General features: G+C 67.4%; 18 protein-coding genes. 4 read left to right on the top strand and 14 right to left on the bottom strand.

All coding sequences use genetic code 11. The features are described from left to right. Window positions 1-44: 44 nt before the first annotated feature. From V5F78_RS17985 to V5F78_RS18020, 8 genes are all read right to left on the bottom strand, one after another. Entirely contained in the window at window positions 45-1,826 is a 1,782-nt protein-coding gene (locus V5F78_RS17985) for a gamma-glutamyltransferase family protein (protein ID WP_394067687.1), read from the bottom strand. A gap of 223 nt (window positions 1,827-2,049) precedes the next feature. Further along, a complete protein-coding gene (locus V5F78_RS17990) occupies window positions 2,050-3,042 on the bottom strand; it encodes a branched-chain amino acid ABC transporter permease (protein WP_394067689.1) in 993 nt (330 codons plus the stop codon). Window positions 3,043-3,049: 7 nt separating this feature from the next. After that, a complete protein-coding gene (locus V5F78_RS17995; protein ID WP_394067691.1) occupies window positions 3,050-3,931 on the bottom strand; it encodes a branched-chain amino acid ABC transporter permease in 882 nt (293 codons plus the stop codon). Between the two features lie 58 nt (window positions 3,932-3,989). Next, on the bottom strand, window positions 3,990-5,204 hold the full coding sequence (locus V5F78_RS18000; protein ID WP_394067693.1) for an ABC transporter substrate-binding protein: 1,215 nt from the start codon (window positions 5,202-5,204) through the stop codon (window positions 3,990-3,992). A gap of 53 nt (window positions 5,205-5,257) precedes the next feature. Then, window positions 5,258-5,983, bottom strand: a complete 726-nt coding sequence (locus V5F78_RS18005) for an ABC transporter ATP-binding protein (RefSeq protein WP_394067695.1) — start codon at window positions 5,981-5,983, stop codon at window positions 5,258-5,260. Next, complete coding sequence (locus tag V5F78_RS18010) at window positions 5,970-6,746, bottom strand: ABC transporter ATP-binding protein (RefSeq protein WP_394067697.1); 777 nt, start codon at window positions 6,744-6,746, stop codon at window positions 5,970-5,972. Before V5F78_RS18010 ends, V5F78_RS18005 begins: the two co-directional genes overlap by 14 nt. Before the next feature lie 193 nt (window positions 6,747-6,939). After that, window positions 6,940-7,503 carry a hypothetical protein gene (locus V5F78_RS18015; protein ID WP_394067699.1) on the bottom strand — a complete coding sequence of 188 codons (564 nt, stop codon included), beginning with the start codon at window positions 7,501-7,503 and terminating at the stop codon, window positions 6,940-6,942. Between the two features lie 93 nt (window positions 7,504-7,596). Next, window positions 7,597-8,145 carry a peroxidase-related enzyme gene (locus V5F78_RS18020; RefSeq protein WP_394067859.1) on the bottom strand — a complete coding sequence of 183 codons (549 nt, stop codon included), beginning with the start codon at window positions 8,143-8,145 and terminating at the stop codon, window positions 7,597-7,599. 340 nt (window positions 8,146-8,485) lie between these two features. Here V5F78_RS18020 and V5F78_RS18025 point away from each other — a divergent pair, with 340 nt between their 5' ends. Beyond that, window positions 8,486-13,321 carry an NAD-glutamate dehydrogenase gene (locus tag V5F78_RS18025; RefSeq protein WP_394067701.1) on the top strand — a complete coding sequence of 1,612 codons (4,836 nt, stop codon included), beginning with the start codon at window positions 8,486-8,488 and terminating at the stop codon, window positions 13,319-13,321. A 102-nt stretch (window positions 13,322-13,423) separates the two neighbouring features. Here V5F78_RS18025 and V5F78_RS18030 read toward each other — a convergent pair whose 3' ends face one another. Then, a complete protein-coding gene (locus tag V5F78_RS18030) occupies window positions 13,424-14,344 on the bottom strand; it encodes a sulfotransferase domain-containing protein (RefSeq protein ID WP_394067703.1) in 921 nt (306 codons plus the stop codon). Window positions 14,345-14,613: 269 nt separating this feature from the next. Here V5F78_RS18030 and V5F78_RS18035 point away from each other — a divergent pair, with 269 nt between their 5' ends. Then, window positions 14,614-14,868, top strand: a complete 255-nt coding sequence (locus V5F78_RS18035) for a hypothetical protein (protein ID WP_394067705.1) — start codon at window positions 14,614-14,616, stop codon at window positions 14,866-14,868. Between the two features lie 18 nt (window positions 14,869-14,886). On the opposite strand, the gene V5F78_RS18040 is transcribed toward V5F78_RS18035, so the two are convergent. Both V5F78_RS18040 and gloB read right to left on the bottom strand, forming a co-directional pair. Beyond that, on the bottom strand, window positions 14,887-15,327 hold the full coding sequence (locus V5F78_RS18040; RefSeq protein WP_394067707.1) for a cupin domain-containing protein: 441 nt from the start codon (window positions 15,325-15,327) through the stop codon (window positions 14,887-14,889). After that, window positions 15,324-16,097 carry a hydroxyacylglutathione hydrolase gene (gloB, locus tag V5F78_RS18045; RefSeq protein ID WP_394067709.1) on the bottom strand — a complete coding sequence of 258 codons (774 nt, stop codon included), beginning with the start codon at window positions 16,095-16,097 and terminating at the stop codon, window positions 15,324-15,326. Before gloB ends, V5F78_RS18040 begins: the two co-directional genes overlap by 4 nt. A 188-nt stretch (window positions 16,098-16,285) precedes the next feature. Here gloB and V5F78_RS18050 point away from each other — a divergent pair, with 188 nt between their 5' ends. Then, entirely contained in the window at window positions 16,286-17,092 is an 807-nt protein-coding gene (locus V5F78_RS18050; RefSeq protein WP_394067710.1) for a class I SAM-dependent methyltransferase, read from the top strand. On the opposite strand, the gene metW is transcribed toward V5F78_RS18050, so the two are convergent. The 3 genes from metW to V5F78_RS18065 all read right to left on the bottom strand — a co-directional run bounded on the left by metW (window position 17,022) and on the right by V5F78_RS18065 (window position 19,313). After that, window positions 17,022-17,675 (bottom strand): methionine biosynthesis protein MetW, encoded by a 654-nt coding sequence (metW, locus tag V5F78_RS18055; protein ID WP_394015666.1) that lies wholly within the window; start codon window positions 17,673-17,675, stop codon window positions 17,022-17,024. The two genes, V5F78_RS18050 and metW, sit on opposite strands and share 71 nt — an antisense overlap. Window positions 17,676-17,682: 7 nt before the next feature. Next, window positions 17,683-18,894: a homoserine O-acetyltransferase MetX gene (gene metX / locus V5F78_RS18060; RefSeq protein ID WP_394067712.1), complete on the bottom strand. Its 1,212-nt coding sequence runs from the start codon at window positions 18,892-18,894 to the stop codon at window positions 17,683-17,685. Between the two features lie 101 nt (window positions 18,895-18,995). Continuing rightward, complete coding sequence (locus V5F78_RS18065) at window positions 18,996-19,313, bottom strand: hypothetical protein (RefSeq protein WP_394067714.1); 318 nt, start codon at window positions 19,311-19,313, stop codon at window positions 18,996-18,998. Between the two features lie 360 nt (window positions 19,314-19,673). On the opposite strand from V5F78_RS18065, the gene V5F78_RS18070 reads away from it, so the two are divergent. Next, window positions 19,674-23,045, top strand: a complete 3,372-nt coding sequence (locus tag V5F78_RS18070; protein ID WP_394067716.1) for a helicase-related protein — start codon at window positions 19,674-19,676, stop codon at window positions 23,043-23,045. Window positions 23,046-23,054: the final 9 nt, after the last annotated feature.

The following is a 23,054-nucleotide window of genomic DNA, read 5'->3' on the forward strand; positions in this document are numbered from 1 at the left end:
TGGACGAACCCGCGCAGGCGGGCCGGGCCTGAAGCGGCCCGCCGTCACCACGCCTGCGCGGAGGCCGGGAACACTTCGGACTTGCTGCCGCGCGGATCGCAGCCGGCTTCCAGCATGCCGTCGGCATGGCGCTCGGCGGCCAGCAGAAATCCCTCGGTCCAATCCGGCCCCACGGACAGTTCGTGCCCGCGCGCGGAGAGGCTTTCGAACACCGCTTCCCCGAACCGCTCCTCGATGCGCAGGCGGCTCGGAAAGAAATCGTGCGGCGCGAAGAAGCCGGGGAAATGCTCGCTGGAGAATTTCGGCGCCTCGATCGCCGCCTGCACGGGCATGCCGAACACCAGGCGATTGAGCAGGAATTGCACCTGCCATTGGTCCTGCTGGTCCCCGCCCATGCTCCCGCACGCGATCGTGGGGCGCCCGTCCACAGTGACCAGCGTGGGGCTGATGGTGGTGCGCGGCCTTTTGCCCGGCGCCACCACATTGGGATGGTTGGACGGGCCCATGTGGAAGTTCGACAGGCGGTTGCCGAGCGGAAAGCCCAGCGCCGGCATGACTTCGGCCGACTTGATCCAGGCGCCGGAGGGCGTGAAGGCACAGGCATTGCCCTCTTCGTCCATGGTGTCCACATGCACCGTGCCCGCGCCCCAATTGGTGAGCGGACGCCGCTGCGACACCGCGAGCAAGGCGACATCCTCCACCGGATCACCCGGGCGCATCTCGGCGCTGGCCTGGCGCATGTCCACGAGCTTGGCACGCAGCGCGCCGTAAGCATCCGACAACAGCGCTTCCACCGGCACGGAGACCTGGCGGGTGTCGGCGTAATATTGCTCGCGGTCAGCGAAGGCGAGCTTCATCGCCTCCACCACCAGATGCACATAGTCCGCGCTGTTGTGACCGAGCGCGGGCAGATCGAAGGATTTCAGGATGGAGAGGGTCTGCAGCAGCGCCGGGCCCTGGGTCCAGGCCGAGGTCTTGTGGATGCGCGCACCGGCATAATCAACGGAGACCGGCGCCTCCACCGGCACCTCGAAGGCATCGAAATCCGCGCGCGTGAGCAGGCCGCCCTTTTCATCCGAGAACGCCACCATCTGCGCGGCGACATCGCCCTTGTAGAAGGCATCGAACACCGCCTGGAGCCCCTGCTCGCGCGTGCCGCCGGCGGCTTTTTCGGCGGAGATCAGATAGTCGATCATGCCCGCGAAGGCGGGATTGGTCATGGCCGAGCCCTCGGCGGGCAAGGCGCCGTCGCGCAAATAGAGCGCCGCGCTGCCGGGCCATTGGGCGAGGAACTTCTCGCGGTTGTCGGCGATGCCGAACTTGTGCTGGCGGATCAGCCCGGCATGGACCGGAAAGCCGGTGCGGGCGAGATCCAGCGCGCGGGCGGAGAGGTCGGCGAAGCTCATGCGGCCATAGCGCTGGGCGGCGACGATGAGCGCGCCGAAGGCGCCCGGCACGCCCGCGGCGAGAATCCCCTCGGCCGGCACCACCTCATGGCCGCGGTCACGGAACGCCTGCGGCGTCGCCCGGCCCGGCGCCACCATATTGCCGTTGATGCAGATCACCTCGCCCGATCCCGCGGGGGCGATGAGGATCGGGCATTCCCCGCCGATGGTGTGCATGTTCGGGTTCAGCAGGCCCTCCACCAGGGTCGCCGCCACCGCCGCGTCGATGGCATTGCCGCCCGCCTTCAGCACGTCAATCCCGGCGGCAGAGGAGAAATAATGGTGCGAGGCGACCACGCCGCGCCGGCCAAAAATACGGGAATAGAAGGTCGTCGCCTCTGTGGGCGCCGTGCGGAAGCTGCGTTCGCTGGCCACGTTCATTCCAATGCCCTCTCCTCGGCGTCCCGCTTTGCGTGATGTTTCTATGAAGGAAAGATGTTTTCGCTTCAATACGAAAGCGCGCATGGCTCGGCGCTGCGCTCGGCTCAAGTGCAGGGACCGGCGCAGCCGCGCGACGCGACGCCCCGGTCCCACCCAAAGACAAGGGCCCCCAAAGAAAAAGGGGCCCCACCGGGGCCCCTTGAACGGCGGCGTGGCGCTTCGACTATTTCGACCCGCGCTCGCGGAGCGTCTGAACCAGCGCGAGCACTTCACCGACGATGCCGCGACGGAACAGGGAAACGACCACCACGAAAATAACGCCCTGGATCACCAGCACCCACTCGCCGAACGTGGCCAGATAATTCTGCATGGTGACGATGATGGTCGCCCCCACCACCGGACCAAGCACGGTGCCCATGCCGCCGACCAGCGTCATCAGAATGACCTCGCCGGACATTTGCCACGCGACGTCGGTGAGCGAGGCGAGCTGGAACACGATCGCCTTGGTGGACCCCGCCAGCCCCGCGAGGGCGGCAGACAGCACCAGGGCCAGAACCTTGTATTGGTTGACCCGATAGCCCAGGGAAATGGCGCGCGGCTCGTTCTCGCGAATCGCCTTCAGCACCTGCCCGAACGGCGAATGAATGGTGCGGTAGATGATCGCAAATCCGATCAGGAAGATCCCCAACACCACATAATAGAGATTGACGTCCTTGGAGATGTCCAGGAACCCGAACATGGTCGCGCGGGGCACCGCCTGCAGGCCGTCCTCGCCGCCGGTGAACGGCGCCTGGAGACAGAAGAAGAAGAACATCTGCGACAGCGCGAGCGTCACCATCGCGAAATAGATGCCGACCCGGCGGATCGCCAGCACGCCGGTGAGCAGACCCAGGAACGCGGCGAACGCCGTGCCCGCGAGGATGCCGAACTCGGGCGGAAAGCCCTTCATCTTCACCAGATAGGCCGTGATGTAGGCGGCCCCGCCGAAGAACATGGCATGGCCGAAGGACAAAAGCCCGGTGTAGCCCAGCATCAGGTTGAAGGCGCAGGCGAACAGCGAGAAGCACAACACCTTCATCAGGAATACGGGATAGACCGCGAACGGCGCCGCCAGCAGCAGCCCCAGCACCACGATCGCGAAGGCGATGCGGGCTGGCGTGAATGCATTGGCGGTGGCGGGCGCGGGAGCGACGGCGGGGGAGGACGCGGAAGTCATGATGGCCTCACTTCACCGTGCCGAACAGGCCGGCGGGCTTCACCAGAAGCACGAGGGCCATAATGACGAAGATCACCGTGGACGAGGCTTCGGGATAGAAGACCTTGGTGAGGCCCTCCACGAGGCCGAGGCCGAAGCCGGTGACGATGGCGCCCATGATGGATCCCATGCCCCCGATCACCACCACCGCGAACACCACGATGATGAGATTGGAGCCCATGGTGGGGCTGACCTGATAGGCGGGCGCCGCGAGCACGCCGGCGAGCGCCGCAAGGCCGACGCCGAACCCGTAGGTGAGCGTGATCATGCGCGGCACGTCGATGCCGAACGCCTGGACGAGGTCTGGCCGTTCGGTCGCCGCGCGCAGGTAGGAGCCGAGCTTGGTGCGCTCGATCACGAACCAGGTGGCGATGCAGACCACCAGCGAGGCCACCACAACGAAGGCGCGGTAATTGGGCAGGAACATGAAGCCGAGATTGGTGCCGCCCGGCAGCGGATTGTTATACGGCAGGCCGGAGGCGCCATATTGGCGGCGGAACAGCCCTTCCAGGATCAGCGCCAGGCCGAAGGTCAGCAGCAGCCCGTAAAGATGGTCCAGATGATAGAGCCGGCGCAGCAGCAGCCGCTCGATGATCATGCCGATCACCGCGACCACGATCGGCGCGAGCACCAGCGCGCCCCAGAACGGGATGCCGGCATAATTCAGCAGCATCCAGGCCCCGAACGCTCCCATCATATATTGGGCGCCGTGGGTGAAGTTGATGACGTTCAACAGGCCGAAGATCACCGCGAGCCCGAGGCTCAGCATGGCATAGAAGGCGCCGTTGATCAGGCCCAGCAGCAACTGGCCGAACAAGGCCTGGGGGGCGATGCCGATTAGCTCGAACATGGATCGGTCTCTGCAACAGGAGAGAGCGGGCCGGCGTGACGCCGGCCCGCGGACGCCATCAGGTCTTCTTGACCATCGGGCAATCGCCCTGGTCGAGCGGACGGAACGCCTCGTTGGCGGGGATCGTCGCCTTCAAGGTGTAATAATCGTACGGATACTTGGATTCCGACGGCTTCTTCACCTCGAACAGGTACATGGGGTGGATCTGGCGGCCATCGGCGCGCACTTCGCCCTTGCCGAACAGCTTGTCGTCGGTGGGCAGCTTCTTCATCTCGGCCACCACAGCCGCGCCGTCCTTGGCCGACTTGAGGGCTGCGACGGCCTTCAGATAATGGGTCACGCCGCTATAGACGCCGGCCTGCACCATGGTCGGATGCACGCCGCGGTTGGCCGCCGCGAATTCTTTGGCGAAGGCGCGGTTGGCATCCGTCATGTCCCAGTACCACGCGGAGGTCAGGTTCAGGCCCTGCGCGGTCTTGAGGCCAAGCGAGTGAACGTCGGAGAGGAAGATCAGCAGGCCCGCGAGCTTCTGGCCGCCATCGACGATGCCGTATTCGGCCGACTGCTTGATGGAGTTGATGGTGTCGCCGCCGGCATTGGCGAGGCCGATGATCTTGGCCTTGGAGCCCTGGGCCTGGAGCAGGAAGGAGGAGAAGTCGGAATTGTTCAGCGGCACGCGCACGCTGCCGACCACCTTGCCGCCATTGGCCTTCACGACTTCCGAGGTGTCACGCTCCAGGGCATGGCCGAAGGCATAGTCGGCGGTGAGGAAGAACCAGGTGTCGCCGCCGTTCTTGGTGATCGCCTTGCCGGTGCCGTTGGCCAGCGCCCAGGTGTCATAGGTCCAGTGCACGGTATTGGGCGTGCAGGCCTTGCCCGTGAGGTCGGAGCTGGCGGCGCCGGAATTGATGAACACCTTGTTCTTTTCCTTCGTCACCTGGTTCACGGCCAGGGCAACGCCGGAATTGGGCACGTCGACGATCACGTCGACGCCGTCCACATCGTACCATTGGCGGGCAATCGAGGTGCCCACGTCGGCTTTATTCTGGTGGTCGGCGAACACGACCTCCACATTCAAGCCCTTCGCAGCGGCATTGAAATCTTCGACCGCCTTCTTGGCGGCCCACACCGAGCCGGGTCCGCCGAGATCGGCATAGAGGCCCGACTGGTCGTTGAGTACGCCGATTTTGACCGGAATCGGCGTAGTCTGGGCCTGTGCGGCGGTGACGGCGAACAGGCTCGCGGCCGCCATGAACATGGTTGCAAGACGCATCTTGTTTCCTCCTCCGGCAAGGCAGCCGGTTGCGTTGTTCCGAAAACCCGGCGTCAGACGCCGAGAAAGGCTTCGAGACGCGCCGCGTTTTCCGCGATCTTGTCGTTGGGGACCATGTCCACCACCTTGCCGTGCTCCACCACATAATGGCGGTCGGCGACGGTCGAGGCGAAATGGAAGTTCTGCTCCACGAGCAGCACGGTGAAGCCCCTGGTTTTCAGCGCACGGATGATGTCGCCGATATGCTGCACGATCACCGGCGCCAACCCTTCGGTCGGCTCGTCGAGCAGCAGCAGCTTCGCCCCCGTGCGCAGGATGCGGGCGATCGCCAGCATCTGCTGCTCACCGCCGGACAGCTTCGTGCCCTGGCTGTTGCGCCGTTCCTCCAGGCGGGGGAACAGCTCGTGGATCTCGTCCACGGAGAGGCCGCCAGGCAGCACCACCGGGGGAAGCAGCAGGTTCTCGCGTACGTTCAGGCTGGCGAAAATGCCCCGTTCCTCGGGACAATAGCCGATGCCCAAGCGCGCGATATGGTTGGGCGCGAGCTTGACCGTCTCGTTGCCCTCATAGCGGATGGAGCCGGTGCGCTTGCGCAGCAGGCCCATGATGGCGCGCATGGTGGTGGTCTTGCCGGCGCCGTTGCGGCCCAGAAGCGTCACCACCTCGCCCTTGTGGATGTCGAAGCTCATGCCGTGGAGCACATGGCTTTCGCCATAATGCCCATGCAGGTCGCGCACCGCGAGCAGCGGCGCGGCGGAGGCCGCCTCACCCATGGCCATGCCCCGTTCCCATGTAGGCCTCGATCACTTGCGGATTCTTGGAGACTTCCGAATACGGCCCCTCGGTGAGGATCTCGCCGCGCGCCAGCACGGTGATGGCGTCCGACAGATCCGCGACCACGGAGAGATTGTGCTCCACCATCAGCACCGTGCGATTGGCCGAGACGCGCTTGATGAGATCGGCGGTGCGGGCGATATCCTCGCGGCCCATGCCGGAGGTCGGCTCGTCGAGCAGCAGCATTTCCGGTTCGAGCGCGAGCGTGGTGGCGATTTCCAGCGCCCGCTTGCGGCCGTAGGGCAGCTCCACCGCCTCATGCTTGGCATAAGAGGTGAGGTCGACTTCCTCCAGCAATTGCATGGCGCGCTCGTTCAGGGCTTCGAGCGAGCGCTCGGACCGCCAGAAATGGAACGAATTGCCGAGCGCACGCTGCAAGGCGACGCGCACATTCTCCAGCACCGTCAGGTGGCCGAAGGTCGCCGAGATCTGGAACGAGCGCACCATGCCCAGCCGCGCCACGTCGGCCGGCTTGGTGCGGGTGATCTCCTTCCCGTTCAGGCGGATGACGCCACGGGTCGGCTCCAGGAATTTCGTGATCAGGTTGAAGCACGTGGTCTTACCGGCACCGTTCGGCCCGATGAGGGCATGGATCGTGTGCCGCCGAATCCGCAGGTTGACGTTCTTGACCGCCGCGAAACCCTTGAACTCTTTTGTGAGACCTTCTGCTTCAACGATGTAGGGCACGTCTGAGACAGTGTCCGTCATCGTGCTCTGTGCCCTCGCTTGTTTCGGCCGGCGGCGCTGGTGCGCCCGCCCGACTCCCCCTGAGACCGCATCTTTGGCGATGCTTTTGATCTTGCGCCGCAACCTAGCACGGTAAACTTGGCTGCCGTCAATAGGGTCATCCTGCGCCTAAAGTCTGAGCAGTATGAGTGACCCCAGGTCGGGTGCTGACATGTCAGGGCACCGGCGCGAGGGCCACCTTCAGGCGGTCCACCGAAACACCGCTGAGCTGAAGCACAAGCGGGCGCTGCGTCACCTCGAAGCGCACGCTCTTGCGCAATCCGGGGCATCCCTTCACACCGGTGAAAGCGACGGCGGGCAAGCTCTTGCCATCCTGCACAAGATCCACCCAACCGGCTTCCGACAGGCTCACCTCGATGCGGCCCGCGACGGCCGGCGCCGGCAGAAGAAGAAAGCCGGCAAACTTTACACCCTCAGCCGGGAGGCGCGTGGGCGGAGAGGGCAATCCGGCGTCGGCAAGGGGAACCAGATCAACCAGGAACGCCCCTTCCGCCGCCGGCAGCTGGGCGCCGTTCGCCACATGAGTCTGCGCCGCAGCGAGGGCAGCGCGGGCCGCATCCAGAGGCCATGCGCCGCCGGCACATCCCTCCCCCTCAGCCGCGCGCGCGGCCTGGCTCGCGAGGAGGAACCCGAGGATGATCACTCTACTGACCACCGGGCGACGGGGCTTCCCGACGGGTGCGGACAGGTGGGAAACGGGTGGGATCGGGTGCTGCATGCCGGCCTTCCAAATTATATTCCTGAAAATATAACGTGAAGGCCGGCGCAATGCGATGATTTCGGCGTGAGCCCGCCGTGCGATGGCTCCCGGTCAGCGCGCCTGTCCGTGATATTGCGGGTTCGGCCGCATGTCGGTGGCGCTGGCGATGCGGTTCGACAGGTTGAAGAAGCCCGTCACGGCCGCCACGTCCCAGATGTCCTGTTCGGAAAAACCGACCGCGCGCAACGCCGCCCGGTCCGCCTCTTCCACCTCGTGGGGCCGCTCGGTGAGCTTCACGGCGAAGTCCAACATGGCGCGCTGGCGCGGCTCCAGGCGGGCGGCGCGATAATTCATCACCAATTGCTCGCCGAGCAGCGGATCGCCCGAAAGAGCACGCACCGCCGCGCCATGGGCGGTAAGGCAATAATAGCAGCGGTTCACGCTGGAAACCGCGACCGCGATCATCTCCCGCTCAAGCTTCGACAGGCCGGAGGGCGCCAGCATCAGATTATTGTACATGCCGGCGAAGGCATTCAGCTTGGCGAGATCGAAGCTGTACGCGGCCAGAACGTTCGGCACGAAGCCGAGTTTCTCCATGCATTTGTCGAAATAGGCCTGGTTCGCCTCATCGAGCGGCGCGGGCGGCAGATCGAGCGCGATCCGGGGCGTATCGTCCGCTGGCCGGGGCGGCGGGGCGGCGGGCGTCTTGGCGGTGGGCTTGCCGGCCCGCGCAGTCTTCGCGGAAACCGTCTTCGCTGCGCGCGTGACGGCCTCAACGGCCGCCTGCACCGCCCCTTTCTTGGGCTCGCCTGTATTTTCGGCAGCGTTTCCCTTGAGTTTCTTGGGCTTGCCTGTGCTCTTCGGCGCGTTCATCTTGATCCCCCTTCGAATAGGTCCCCGTCATCGTTCCGTCGCGGCTCTGAGCGAAACCCACAGTGCAGAACGTCCGATCGGGACGGCGGGGCCCCGCGTTGCGCGCGGGTGCCAAGGGGGAGAGGCCATGAACGTCCAAGGATTTCAAGGTTCGGAACTCGGATTTGGCGCCCAGGCCCGCATCGAGGACGCGGTGAGCCTGCTCGCCGACGGTCCGGTGCCCGCCTTCTTCGCCCGCGCCCTCCTCGCCGGCGCCGCCCCGGAGGATGTGGCCGCGCTTCTGCCCGAAGCCCTCGCCCAATTGTGCCGCGAGGCCCATGCCCATCTCGCCAGCCGCGTGCCGGGCCTGCACGACGTGCGGGTGTTCAACCCGCAATGGGCCGGCGCTCCCGCCATCACGGTGGTGGAGACGGTCAATGACGACATGGCCTTTCTGTTCGATTCCATTGCCGGCGAACTGGCGGACCAGGGCTATGAGGCCAAGTTCGTCACCCACCCCATCTTCGCCGTCGAGCGCGACGGCACGGGACAGGTCACCGGCATCGAGACCGACCTGTCGCAGGGCCGCAAGCGCTCCATCCGCGAGAGCCTGATCCACATTCACATCCAGGCGCTGGAGACCGCCGAGGCGCGCGAGGCGCTCAAGATCGCGCTCGACAAAACGCTCGCCGACGTGCGCGCCACCAATGCCGATTTCCTCGCCATGCGCGCCGAGGTGCGGCAGGCGGCCGAAGGCTTCCGCCGCAAGTCCCAGCCCTATTCCAAGGACGATCGCAAGGAAGCCGCCGATTTCATCGACTGGCTGGCCAATGACGACTTCATCTTCATCGGCGTGCGGCGCTATGCGCTCGCCGCCGACGGCGGCCTGGAAGTCGCCGAGGAAGGGCTCGGCATCCTGCGCGACCGCGACGTGCACGAATTGCGGTTCGGCGAGGAAGCGGTGGTGACCACGCCGGAAATCCGCCAGTTCCTGGCCGGGCCGCTGCCGCTCATCGTGACCAAGGCGTCGCTGCGCTCGCGCGTCCACCGCCGCGCCTTCCTCGATTATGTGGGCGTGAAGCTGCATGCCGACGACGGCCGCCTACTCGGCGAGTTGCGCATCATCGGCCTGTTCACCTCCACGGCCTATACCGATTCCGTGCGCCAGATCCCCTATCTGCGCCGCAAGGTGGAAATGGTCGTCGAGGATGCCGGCCTCGACCGGGAAAGCCATTCCGGCAAGGCCCTCGGCACGGTGTTGGAGACGTATCCCCGCGACGAGCTGTTCCAGATCGACCCGGCGACGCTCCTGGAGTTCGCCCGCGACATCCTCTCGCTTTACGATCGCCCGCGCGTGCGGGTGCTGCCGCGCGTCGATGCCTTCGACCGCTTCGTATCGGTGCTGGTCTATCTGCCGCGGGAACGCTTCGATGCGGCGCTGCGCGACAAGGTCGGCGCCCGCCTCGCGACCGCGTTCGGCGGTCACGTCTCGGCCGCGTCCCCGGTCTTCCTCTCCGACGTGCCGCTGACCCGCGTCCATTACATCATCGGCCGGCGCGAAGGCCGCACCCCCGAGGTGGCCCGCGCGGCGCTGGAAGCCGCCGTGGCCGAGGACGTACTCTCCTGGAACGACCGCCTGCGCCAGGCGCTGCGCGAAACGCCCAGCGCGGGCGACGCCGGCATGCTGTTCGAGCGCTACGGCAAGGCGTTCGATCCCGGCTATATCGCCGCCTACGGCATAGAGACGGCGGTGGCCGATATCGAACGGCTGGAGCGCCTTTTTCCCGAGCGGCCGATCGCCCTCGACTTCTACCGCCGCCCCGGCGATCCCGCGAACCGCATCTCGCTGCGCCTGCTCTCCTTCGGCCGTCCGCTCCCGCTCTCCGAGCGCGTGCCGATGCTGGAGAACATGGGGCTGAAGGCGATCAACGAGCGCACCTATCACATCGAGCCGGTGTGCGGCGCCGACACCGAGACCCGCCGCTCCTGGCTGCATGAAATGACCCTGGAACGGGTGGACGGCGGCACCATCGAGGTGTCCGGCTCAGCCACGCGGCTCGAGGACCTGCTGACCGCCGTGCTGCGCGGAGCGGCGGAGAACGACGGCTTCAACGCCCTCGTGCTCGACACCGGCCTCGCCTGGCGCGACGTGGCGCTGGCGCGCGCGCTCGCACGCTATCTGCGGCAGGCCGGCATTCCCTATTCCCAGGACTATCTGTGGACCACGCTGACCAACCACGCGGACGTCGCCGCCCGCATCGTCCAGCTGTTCCACACCTGCTTCGACCCACGCCTCGATGCCAGCCCCGAAGCCCGCGCCGCCCGCGCCGCGCCGCTGCGCGAGGAGATCGAGACCGCGCTCGCGGACGTGTCCTCGCTCGACGAGGACCGCATCCTGCGCCGCTTCGTCAATCTCGTGGATGCCGCGCTGCGCACCACCTTCTACCAGTTGGATGCGGACGGCCGGCCCAAGGGCGCGATCGCAATCAAATATGACAGCGCCAAGGTGGAAGGCTTGCCCCTGCCCCGGCCCATGTACGAGGTGTTCGTCTATTCGCCGCGCGTGGAAGGCGTGCACCTGCGCTTCGGCCACGTGGCCCGCGGCGGCCTGCGCTGGTCCGACCGGCCACAGGATTTCCGCACCGAAGTGCTCGGCCTCGTGAAGGCCCAGCAAGTGAAGAATGCGGTGATCGTGCCGGTGGGCGCCAAGGGCGGCTTCGTGCCCAAGCACCTGCCCGCCGGCGGCTCGCGTGACGCCGTGCAGGCCGAGGGCATCGCCGCCTACAAGATCTTCGTCACCGCGCTGCTCGAAATCACCGACAATCTCAAGGGCGGCGAGGTCGTGCATCCCCCGCTTACGGTGCGTGTGGATGGCGACGACCCCTATCTCGTCGTTGCGGCCGACAAGGGCACCGCCACCTTCTCCGACATCGCCAACGGGCTCTCGCAGGAGCACGGCTTCTGGCTCGACGACGCCTTCGCGTCGGGCGGTTCGGTGGGCTACGACCACAAGGCCATGGGCATCACCGCGCGCGGCGCCTGGGAAGCGGTGAAGCGCCACTTCCGCGAAATCGACGTGGACATCCAGACCACCCCGATCACCGTGGTGGGCGTGGGCGACATGTCCGGCGACGTGTTCGGCAACGGCATGTTGCTCTCCACCGCGCTGAAGCTGGTGGCGGCGTTCGACCATCGCCACATCTTCCTGGATCCCGATCCCGATCCGGCCACCTCCCACGCCGAGCGCCAGCGCCTGTTCAATCTCGCCCGCTCCAGCTGGGCGGACTATGATCCGGCCCTGATCTCCGCGGGCGGCGGCATTTATCCGCGCACCGCCAAGAGCATCGCTCTGTCGTCGGAAGTGCGGGCCTTGCTCGGCCTCGACAAGCTGGAGGCGACCCCGACCGAGGTGATGAGCGCCATCCTGAAGGCCAAGGCGGACCTGCTCTGGTTCGGCGGCATCGGCACCTATGTGCGCGCCTCCACGGAGACCGACGCCCAGGCCGGCGACCGCGCCAACGACGCCATCCGCATCGCCGCCCGCGAATTGCGGGTGAAAGTGGTGGGCGAAGGCGCCAATCTCGGCATGACCCAGCGCGGCCGCATCGAGGCCGGCCGCGCCGGCGTGCGGCTCAATACCGACGCCATCGACAATTCGGCCGGCGTGAACACCTCCGACGTGGAGGTGAACATCAAGATCGCCCTGTCGATCCCGGTGGCCGATGGCCTGCTCTCGCCGCCGGACCGGGCGGCGCTGCTGGGCGAGATGACCGACGACGTCGGATTGCTGGTGCTGCGCAACAATTATCTCCAGACCCTCGCCATCTCGCTCGCCGAGCGGCGCGGGGTGGAGGATCTCGCCTTCCAGCAGCGCCTGATGCAGATGCTGGAGCTGCGCGGCGAGCTGGACCGCTCCGTGGAATATCTGCCGAGCGACGCGGAACTCCAGGAGCGTCGCGCACGCGGCGAGGCGCTCACCCGGCCGGAGCTGGCGGTGCTCCTCGCCTATGCCAAGATCTCGCTCTATTCAGAACTGCTCGGCTCCGACGTGCCGGACGATGCCTATCTCGCCGCCGAGCTGGAGCACTATTTCCCGCACGCCATCGAGCAGCGCTTCCCCAACGCCATCACCGCCCATCGCCTGCGGCGCGAGATCATCGCCACCGGCCTCGCCAATGCCATCATCAACCAAGGCGGGCCGGCGTGCATCGCGCGCATCAGCGACCATACCGGCATGGATGCGGCGAGCGTGGTGCGTGCCTATGCGGCGGTGCGCGACAGCTTCGACCTCGGCGCGCTGAATGCCGCCATCGACGCGCTGGACACCAAGATCGACGGCGCCGTGCAATTGCAGCTCTATGCCGAGGTGCAGGACCTCGCCGTGGGCCGCACCGTGTGGTTCCTGCGCAATGTGGACCTCGGCATCGGCCTTGGCGCGGTGGTGGAACGCTATCGCGGCGCCATCGCGGATGTCGCCGGCGCCCTCGACACCAGCCTGCCGGAGGTGTGGCGCCTGCGCGGCGAGCGGCAGACCGCGGCGCTGGTGGAAAAGCGCGTGCCGGAAGATCTCGCCCGCCGCATCACCTTGCTGCGCGCCCTGGCCGCCGCTTCCGACATCGCCCTCCTGTCCCAGACCACGGGTCGGTCGATCGAGGATGTCGCCGCCACCTTCTTCGCCGCCGGCCGTTATTTCGCGGTGGACGAGATCGCCGGCGCGGCGCGCAACATTGCCGCGGCCGATTATTACGACCGCCTCGCCCTCGACCGGGCGCTGGGCCAGATCGAAACCTTCGTGCGGCAGGTCAGCGCGGGGATCCTGGCGGGCGAGGGTGCAGGTGAAGCGGCCGTGGAGGCATTTGTTCAGCGCCGCCGCAAGGAGATCGACCGTACCCGCGCCACGGTGCAGGACATCGTCGCTTCCGGCCTCAGCCTCTCCAAGGTGACGCTGGCAGCCAATCTGCTGGGCGATCTGGTTCGCGCCTGAGGCCTGCGGGCCGCGCGGAGACTGAAGACGGCGGCTCCCGCCGCCGTCCTGCCGCGCGCCCGTCATCGCCACCGGTCCGTGCCGACCTTCGGATCCGGCGGCTCAGGACTGGACGCGGTGCGCGAAGGGGGAGGAATAGGCGCGCGCGGGCCGCGCGGCCGTTTCCGAGGCACGGCGCACGGCCGGCGCGGTGGCGATGCCATAGCCGAAGTCCGGCAGGCCCTGGCGCGCCAACTCCATTTCCAGCAGGCGTTCCTCGTCCGCGCCCCAGACCGCCAGCCGTTCCTTGGAGCGGCGCTCGGTGGTCTTGCGGCCGATGGCCGAGCTTTTCACCCGGCGCGGCTTCTGCAAATCCAGGCCAAGATAGGCCGAGAGCCGCTCCATCTCCGCGTCCGGGTGGGCCAGAAGATCCTCGTAGCGCAGAACATGCGCCTCGGGCCGGTCGTGCCACGCCTTCACATGGGCGCACCAATAGCCGATCTGACTGAGCCGGCGGGCGGGATCGCGCGCGGAAGGCGCCTTCACATAATCGGCGAAGCTGGTGTCCGGGTCGATGCGATAGGCCGGCTCATGGCCCTTCAGGTCGAAATAGAATTGCGAACGCAGCACGTCGCGTGGGTTGCGCACGATATAGACATGCTTGGCATTGGTGTAGAGCGTGGAGGCCGCCACCCAGTGCATGTAGGAATGCCAGGGCCGCCGCTCCTTCAGCTTCTCGCCGAAATAGGCGTCGTGGCTCTTGACCACCACGGGCACCTGCATGAGGCGGGCGAAGAAATCGCCGTCGAGGTGCATCCATTCGCGCGCCACCGGAAACCGCGCGCGGATCTCGTCGATCAGAAAATGAGTGCCGGAGCGACGGTGCGACTGCACCATGATGAGCGGGCGCATGCCCTTGTCGTCCCAATTTCCGATCCGGCCGAGAAAACTGCGCTCATGATAGGGAAATGCGCTGGACTGCAGATAACGCCAGCGCAGGATGGCCCACGCCCGATCCATTTTTTGCGCAAGAGAGGTACCCATCGTGCGTCCTCAGGCTGCACCATGCCCCGCCGATAAATCCCGGCGAGCGAGATCGAAGGAAATGGTTCACACGTCTCCGTGTTCTGGGGCCAGAGTGGGTGAACGGCCCAGCATCGTAGCGTAAAGTGCTGGAGGTACGAGAGGGGGTCCACGGGTCAGTTACAAAACTTTCTTATTGCGCCGCCTTCAGCCGGACGGTGCATGAGATGGGCCCCGGTCCGACGGACGCAAGGATCGCTTGGCCGCCCCCAAGCGTGGGAGTGCCGATCATGAGATCCGAAATCCGAAACCCTCTGCCGATGCTTCTGCCGGTGCTCCTCGCGCTTGCCGCAGGCCCGGCCCTGGCAGGCCAGGAAGGCCCTGGCGCAAGCGCGAAGGCGAACCCTCAGAAGACCGTGCGGGCGCAAACGGCCGCGCAGGCCGAGGCATCGGCGCCGTTGAACCCGCGATGGGTGCCGCCGAAATGGGAAATCAAGGGCCTGGTGGTGTGGGTGTTCACGCCCGGCCATTTCGAGCGCGACTAGGACGCGCGGGCCGCCCTCTCAGGGCTCGAAATCCGGCGGCGCCAGTTCGAAGCCGGCGAAATCGAAAGCTGGCGCGACTGTGCAGCCCACCAGCGTCCAGGCGCCGAGGCTTTCGGCCGCCTGCCAGTGGCCGGGCGGCACCACGCCTTGCGGCCGTTCCCCGGCGCCCAGGTCCGTCCCGAGCCGCAGATGCCGCACCCCGCCGCCGCCGGGCGGGGCGATGGCGAGCGTGAGCGCGGCGCCGGCGTGCCAATGCCACACTTCGCTTGCGTCCACGCGATGCCAGTGGGAGCGCTCGCCCGCTTTCAGCAGGAAATAGATGGCGGTGGAAGCGCCCCGCCCGCCATCCGGTGCGCTTTCGCGGAAGGTCTCACGGAAATGCCCGCCCTCGGGATGGGGCTCAAGCCCCAGGAGCGCGATCACGTCTTCCGCCGAAAGGCCGGCCATGCCGGCGCTCATCCGCGAAACACGTTCTTGCGCGCCCGCAGTTCGGTGAACACCGCCGATGGGTCGGATTCGCCGAGGCCGAGACGCTCCGCCATGGCCGGATCGTCCGCCCGCAGGAACGGATTGGTCAGCTTTTCGTCCCCGAGCAGCGCGGGAATGGTGGGCAGCCCCTCCTTGCGGGCGGCCTCGGCCTCCGCGACGCGGCCGAGGAGCGCGCCATTCTCGGGGTCCACGGAGAGCGCGAACTTGCCGTTCGTGACGGTGTATTCGTGGCCGCAATAGACCGCGAGATCGTCCGGCAGGGTGCGCAGGCGCACCAGCGAATGCCACAGCACCGGCGCATCGCATTCGATCGGCCGCCCGCAGCCCATCACGAACAGCGTGTCGCCGGCGAACAGCAGCCGCTCGCCCTCGAACAGATAGACGATATGCCCGGCGGTATGGCCCGGCGTTTCCATCACCCGGCCAATGAGCGAGCCGACCGCCACCGGATCGCCGTCCACCACTTCCACGTCGATGCCGGGAATGCCCGCCGCCTCGCGCTTCGGGCCGACGACAGTGGCGCCATATTGGCCCTTCAGCGCCAGCACGCCGTCCACATGGTCCGCATGGTGGTGCGTGACGAGAATGTGGGTGAGGTGCCAGCCCTCGCGATCCAGGGCCTCGAGGATCGGCGTCGCCTCGGGCGCGTCGATCACCGCCGTGGCCTCGGTGGCGGGATCATGCAGCAGCACCGCGTAATTGTCGCTGAGGCAGGGGATGATCCGGATTTCGACCGACATGGGTGGCGCCCTCCCTGCGGGGAATGTCCTGCGCGCGCCGATACCGCGCACGCCTGTCCGCTTTTGAGTATCACGCCCGTCAGCAAGGGCAAGCCGGCCGGATGGTCGCAGCGCGCCGGCCGGCGCAGCCCAGCCATGCGGTGCCGCCCCGCGGCCATGCTATAAGGGGCCATCGCGAAAGGGGCGCCATGTATCTCGACGTCGTGGACCTGCGCAGTTTCTATGCCCAGCCCCTGGGCGTCGTCACGCGCCGGCTGGTCAGCCGGGCGGTGCGCGCCCGTTTCAATAATGTTCACGGCCTCTCGGTGCTCGGGATCGGCTATGCGACACCCTATCTCGGGGTCTTCCGGGGCGAGGCGGAGCGGTGCATCGCCGTGATGCCGGCGGCCCAGGGCGTGGTGCGCTGGCCCTCCGCCGCCCCGACCCTCGCCGCGCTCGCGGACGAGACCGCCCTGCCTTTGCCCAACGCCTCCATCGACCGCGTGGTGGCGGTGCATCTGCTGGAGATGACTCCGGACGCGGCCGAGATGCTGCGCGAGGTCTGGCGCGTGCTGGCGCCGGGCGGACGGCTGCTGGCGGTGGTGCCCAACCGGCGCGGCGTGTGGGCGCGGCTCGACACCACCCCGTTCGGCAACGGCCGTCCGTTTTCGCGCGGGCAGGTGGTGCGGCTGCTGCGCGAGGCGCTGTTCACCCCTTCGGGCTGGGACGAGGCGCTGTATTTCCCGCCGGTCTCCAACAATTGGCTGCTGCGCACGGCGGTGGCGTGGGAGCGGGCCGGCGGCCGCCTGTCCCTGCCGTTCGCGGGCGTGCACGTCGTCGAGGCGACAAAGCAGCTCTATCGCCCGACGCCGGTGAAACGTTCCGCGCTGGTGCCGGTGCTCGAACCGGTGTTCGGCCAGGGGGTGCCGGCGGGCCGGGCGATCCTCAATCGTTCCGGCTCAGCAGGAACACCGCCTGCTCTCCCAGCAGGTTCCACACCCACCACGGCATGTTGAAGCGCACCGGATGGCCGGAGGAATCCAGCGCCACCGCTTTTTCCATGCGGGCGTCCAGCACCTCCACCAGGGCGACGAAGTCGCGGATGGTGCAGAAATGGATGTTGGGCGTGTCGTACCAGGAATAGGGCATGTTGTCGGTAATCGGCATGCGCCCATAGATCAGAAGGTCGAAGCGCGAGCGCCAATGGCCGAAATTCGGGAAGGAGACGATGGCGCGCCGGCCGATGCGCAGCATCTGCTCCATCACCCAGCGCGGGCGACGGGTCGCCTGGAGGGTCTGGGAAAGGATGACATAGTCGAACGCGTCGTCGGGATAATGGGCGAGGTCCACGTCCGCATCGCCCTGCACCACCGAAAGCCCGCGCGCCACGCCGGCATTCACCCCTTCGCGCGACAGCTCGATGCCGCGCGCATCGCAGCCGCGCGTGGTGGCGAGCAGATCCAGCAGCGCCCCGTCGCCGGAGCCGACATCCAGCACCCGCGAGTGGGGCGCCACCATGTCGGCAATCACCATCAGATCGACGCGCACGGAGGAGAAGCGCACGGTCGCCTCGTCCGAACTCAATTCCCTCACCGCCATGGCATCCTCACCGGCTGCGCGCGGCCGGCAGGCCGGCGGCCTTCGCGGCACTGTCGAGGAAGCCGTGGGCGATGGCGAACAATTCCGGCTCGTGCAGCAGGAAGGCGTCGTGGCCCTTGTCGCTGTCGATCTCGGTGAACGACACGCTCGCGCCCGAGGCATTCAGCGCATGCACGATCGCCCGGCTGTCCTCGGTGGGAAACAGCCAGTCGGACGTGAATGACGCCACGCAGAACCTCGTCTTGGAGCCTCGGAAGGCATTGGCGAGCACGCCGTCGTAATCCGCCGCGAGATCGAAATAATCCATGGCCCGCGTGACATAGAGATAGGAATTGGGATCGAACCGCTGGACGAACGATTCCCCCTGGTGGCGCAGATAGCTTTCCACCTGAAAATCGGCGTCGAAGCCGAACGTGGGCAGCGCCCGGTTCTGGAGCCGGCGGCCGAATTTGCGGTGCAGGGCTTGGTCCGACATATAGGTGATGTGCGCGGCCATGCGCGCCACCGCGAGCCCGCGATGGGGCGTGTGGCCCTGCTTGAGATAATGGCCACCCTGCCATTCCGGATCGGCCATCACCGCCTGGCGGCCGACTTCGTGGAAGGCGATGTTCTGCGCCGAATGGCGCGCGGCGGTGGCGATGGGGAGGGCCGCGAACACACGCTCGGGATAGCTCGCCGCCCATTGCAGCACCTGCATGCCACCCATGGAGCCGCCGGCGACGCAGAACAGGCGCTCGATGCCGAGATGGTCGAGCAGCATGGCCTGGGCGTTCACCATGTCGCGGATGGTCACCACCGGCAGGTCGAGCCCATAGGGCTGGCCGGTTGCCGGATTGCGCGAGGCCGGCCCGGTGGTGCCCATGCAGCCGCCGAGCACATTGGCGCAGATGACGTAGAAACGCTCGGTGTCGATCGGCTTGCCCGGCCCCACCAGGGTCTCCCACCAGCCGGGCTTGCCGGTGACGGGATTGGCGTTGGCAGCATGCTGGTCGCCGGTCAGGGCGTGGCATACCAGAACCGCGTTGGAACGCGCAGCATTGGGCTCGCCATAGGTCTGATAGGCGATCTGCACATGATCGAGCGCGACCCCGGCGTCCAGGCGCAGGGGGCGATCAGGACCGAACCGCACCACCGGGGAATGGGGCTGATCGGCTTCGCGCCGCGCGAGGGCGTCTTCCGCTTCTGTGGTCGGAGCCGTTGGTTCGGCCAAATTTTCCATTCCGCCTAGAAGCGACGGCCCCATCCCCGTGTCAAGCACGCGCACGCAGGCGTGAAGGCGCGCGGGCGCCCGGGCTTGCGCCGAGATGGTTTCGCCGTGCCTCAGCGGCCGTTCTGGCAGAGCGGATCCATGTCCGGGCAGCCGAGCGCGTTGCGGCCGGGATTGACCGAGGGGTTTGGCTCCGGCGGCACGGTGCTGATGCCCTGCGGCGCGCCGCGCGGCACGATCACTCCCGTCTCGGGCGCGGGGGCGCGCACGCTCCCCGTCGCATCATAGGGTGCACCCGGCACGGTGGCCTGGGGCGCCGGACGCACGTCGAGCGGCGCATTGGTTGTCTGCGCGGCCACCGGGGCGATGCCCCCCGCCAGCACCAGGCCGAAGGCAAGGACGACGGCGAACCTCGATTGAGCCCTACGCATATTTCCCTCCCACGCCCGGCGCGGAAGGCCGCGCCGAATCTCAAAAGCCATAACACAGGCGGATGCGAGGCGGTTCCTACTTACCCGTGAACAAAAGGCGCCGGCATGGCGATTGCCGATTCGGACCGGGTTTCACCCGCATCCGTTCCTTCCAGGACGCGCCGCTGTCCCGCCCTGGAACAGGGGACGAATAGAGAACATCGGGCGGCATCGGCCGCGGAGCGATTCGCTCCGCCTTTGTTCCGCCGTTGTTCCTTCGCGCTCTAGCATCCTGGCCTTCCTGCCCCGATATGGTACAGAGCCTTCATCGAGAGGGCGCTCCAGAACACCCTTCCCAAGATTTGCGGACGCCACGCGCTGATGGACGATGTGACAAAGCTGGCCGTCTTGCCGCGCTCGATCCGGGCGCGGGGCGTGACCGCGGTGCTCGGGCCGACCAATACCGGAAAGACCCATCTCGCCATCGAGCGCATGCTCGGCCATGAAAGCGGGCTCATCGGCCTGCCGCTGCGCCTGCTGGCGCGCGAGGTCTATCAGCGCATCGTCGAACGGGTCGGGCCGGAGCAGGTCGCCCTCGTCACCGGCGAGGAAAAGATCAAGCCGCCCCATCCGCGCTATTGGGTGGCCACCATCGAGGCCATGCCGCGCGATCTCGACGTGGCGTTCGTCGCCATCGACGAGATCCAGATCGCCTGCGACCTCGATCGCGGGCACGTTTTCACCAACCGGATTCTCAACCGGCGCGGGCGGTTCGAAACCCTGCTGCTCGGTTCGGCCACCATGCGACCGCTGGTGGAAAAGCTGCTGCCGGGCGTGACAGTGTCGGTGCGCCCGCGCCTCTCGACGCTCTCCTTTGCCGGCGAAAAGAAAATCACCCGCCTGCCGCCGCGCTCGGCCATCGTCGCCTTCTCGGCCGAAGAGGTCTATGCCATCGCCGAACTGATCCGCCGTCAGCGCGGTGGCGCTGCGGTGGTGATGGGTGCGCTCTCTCCGCGCACCCGCAATGCCCAGGTGGAGCTCTACCAGAGCGGCGACGTGGATTATCTGGTGGCGACCGACGCCATCGGCATGGGGCTCAATCTCGACGTGGACCACGTCGCCTTCGCCTCCGACCGCAAGTTTGACGGCTGGCAGTTCCGCCGCCTCAACCCGGCGGAGATGGCGCAGATCGCCGGTCGCGCCGGCCGCGCCACCCGCGATGGGACGTTCGGCACCACCGGGCGTTGCGATCCTTTCGAGCCGGAATTGGTCGAACGGCTGGAAAGTCATGTTTTTGACACGGCAAAAGTGTTGCAATGGCGCAACGCGGTGCCGGATTTCACCTCTCTGAAATCCCTGATGGAGAGCCTTTCGGTACCGCCACGCGAGGAGGGATTGACCCGCGCGCCGACGGCGGACGATGTGCAAGTGCTCGAAATCATGAGCCGTGACGCGGACGTAGCGGCACGCGCAACCAATGCTGCCGCCATCGCGCGGCTCTGGGACGCATGCCAGGTGCCGGACTATCGCAAGATCTCTCCGGGCGCCCATGCGGAGCTGGTTTCGACCATTTTCGGCCATGTCGGAAACGGGGGACGACTCCCAGATGAGTGGTTCGCGCGTCAAATCGCCTTGACCGATCGCGCGGAAGGAGACATCGACACGCTGTCGAGACGGATCGCCCAGGTGCGGACACTCACCTTCGTCGCCAACCGCCCCGACTGGCTCACGGATCCGGAGCACTGGCAAGGCGTCACAAGAGGGGTCGAAGACAAGCTTTCCGACGCATTGCACGAACGGCTGGCTCAGCGGTTCGTGGATCGGCGGACCAGCGTGCTCATGCGACGCCTGCGAGAGAATACGATGCTCGAGACTGAGATCAGCAAGACCGGCGATGTTAAAGTGGAGGGCCATGTGATCGGCCACCTCCAGGGATTCCAGTTCGCGCCCGACCCCGCCGCCGGGGGAGAGGAAGCGAAGGCCTTGCGCGCCGCCGCCCAGAAGGCGCTCGCGGGAGAGATCGAGGCCCGCGCGACGCGGGTCGGTCAGGCGGTGGATGAAGCCTTCGTGCTCACCGCCGACGGCACCATCCGCTGGACCGGCGAGCCGATCGCCAAGCTGATCCCCGGCGACGAGGTGCTCAAGCCCCGCTTCAAGATCATCGCCGACGAGCATCTCACCGGCCCGGCCCGCGAGCAGGTGGAAGCCCGCCTTGCGTTGTGGCTCAAGGCCCATGTGGAAAAGCTGCTCGGCCCGCTGCTGAAGCTGGGCGAGGCCGAGGACATCACCGGCATCGCGCGCGGCATCGCCTTCCAGATCGTCGAGGCGCTCGGCGTGCTGGAGCGCAGCCGCGTCGCGGAGGAGATGAAAACCCTCGACCAGGCCGCCCGCGCCACGCTGCGCGGCTATGGCGTGCGGTTCGGCGCCCATCACATCTACCTGCCCGGCCTGCTGAAGCCCGCGCCCCGCGCGCTGGCGGCGGAATTGTTCGCTCTCAAGCATGGCGGCCTCGCCCAGAAGGGGCTCGACGAGCTGCCCCATCTCGCCGCCAGTGGCCGAACGTCCATTCCCGTGGACCACGAGATCCACAAGAGCCTGTATCGCGCCGTCGGCTTTCGCGTGTGCGGCGAGCGGGCCGTGCGCGTCGACATTCTCGAACGCCTCGCCGATCTGATTCGCCCGGCATTGGCCTGGCGGCCGAATTCGCCCGGTCCCAAGCCGGCCGGTGCCGTGGACGGGCGCGGCTTCACCGTGACCGTCGGCATGACTTCGCTGGCCGGTTGCTCGGGGGAGGATTTCGCCTCCATCCTGCGTTCGCTTGGCTATCGCATGGAGAAGCGCGAAGCCCCGCCGGCGGAGGCCGAGGTGCCGGTCGCCGCGGCCGCGGCTGCCCTGGAGCTGGCGCCGGCACCGGAAGGTGCCATCGAGGCCGATCTCCTGTTCGGACCTGACGATGGCGCCGCCGAAGCTGAAGCCGCCCCGCCGGCCGACGCGCCGGTGGAGGTGACCGCCGAGGGGGGCGAGGCTCCGGCGCCCGAAGCCGAAGCCATCGAGACCGAGGTCGTCGAGGCGGCTGCGGCCGAGACCGCCGACGCCGCGAGCGAAGAAGCCGTCGAAGCCGAGGCGAGCCCGGCCCTGGAGGCAGCGCCGCTCGTCGACGCGCTCGCCACCAGCGAGCTTCCGGTCGGCGAGGACGCCGCCACCGGCGCCGAGGCCACCGCCGAGATCACCGGGGACGCCGTGGAAGCGGCGGTTGCCGAGATCACCGGCGAACCGGAACTGATTGAAGTGTGGCGTCCCGGCCGTCCGCCCGGTGCGCCGCGCCGCGAGCGGCCCCAGCACGGCCAGCGCGAGGGCCAAGGTCAGCGTGAAGGACATGGGCAGCGCGAAGGCCAGCGCTCCGGCGGCGAACGTCGCGAGGGTGAGCGTCGCGAAGGGCGCCCGCCGAATCGCCGCTTCGATCGTCCGCGCGAGGGCGGGACGGACGTGACTGCCGCCGCGCCGGGCGCCGAGAGCAATGCCGGCGAGCCGCACACCGAGCGCCAGGGTGAACGGCAGGGCCAGCGCCCGCCGCGCAACGACCGCCCCTTCCGTGGCCCGCCACGCGAGGGCGATGCCCCGCGCGGGCCGCGCCCGGAGCGGGTGCAGGTGCATTCGGACCGCCGCCGCGAGAAGCCCGCCGATCCCGACAGCCCGTTCGCCGCGCTTGCCGCCTTGAAGGCGCGCATGGAGGCGGACAAGAAAGGCGGCTGAGTGGCCAAG

Origin of the sequence: Roseixanthobacter glucoisosaccharinicivorans (assembly GCF_043195095.2) — a bacterium.
GTDB lineage: Bacteria > Pseudomonadota > Alphaproteobacteria > Rhizobiales > Xanthobacteraceae > NCEH01.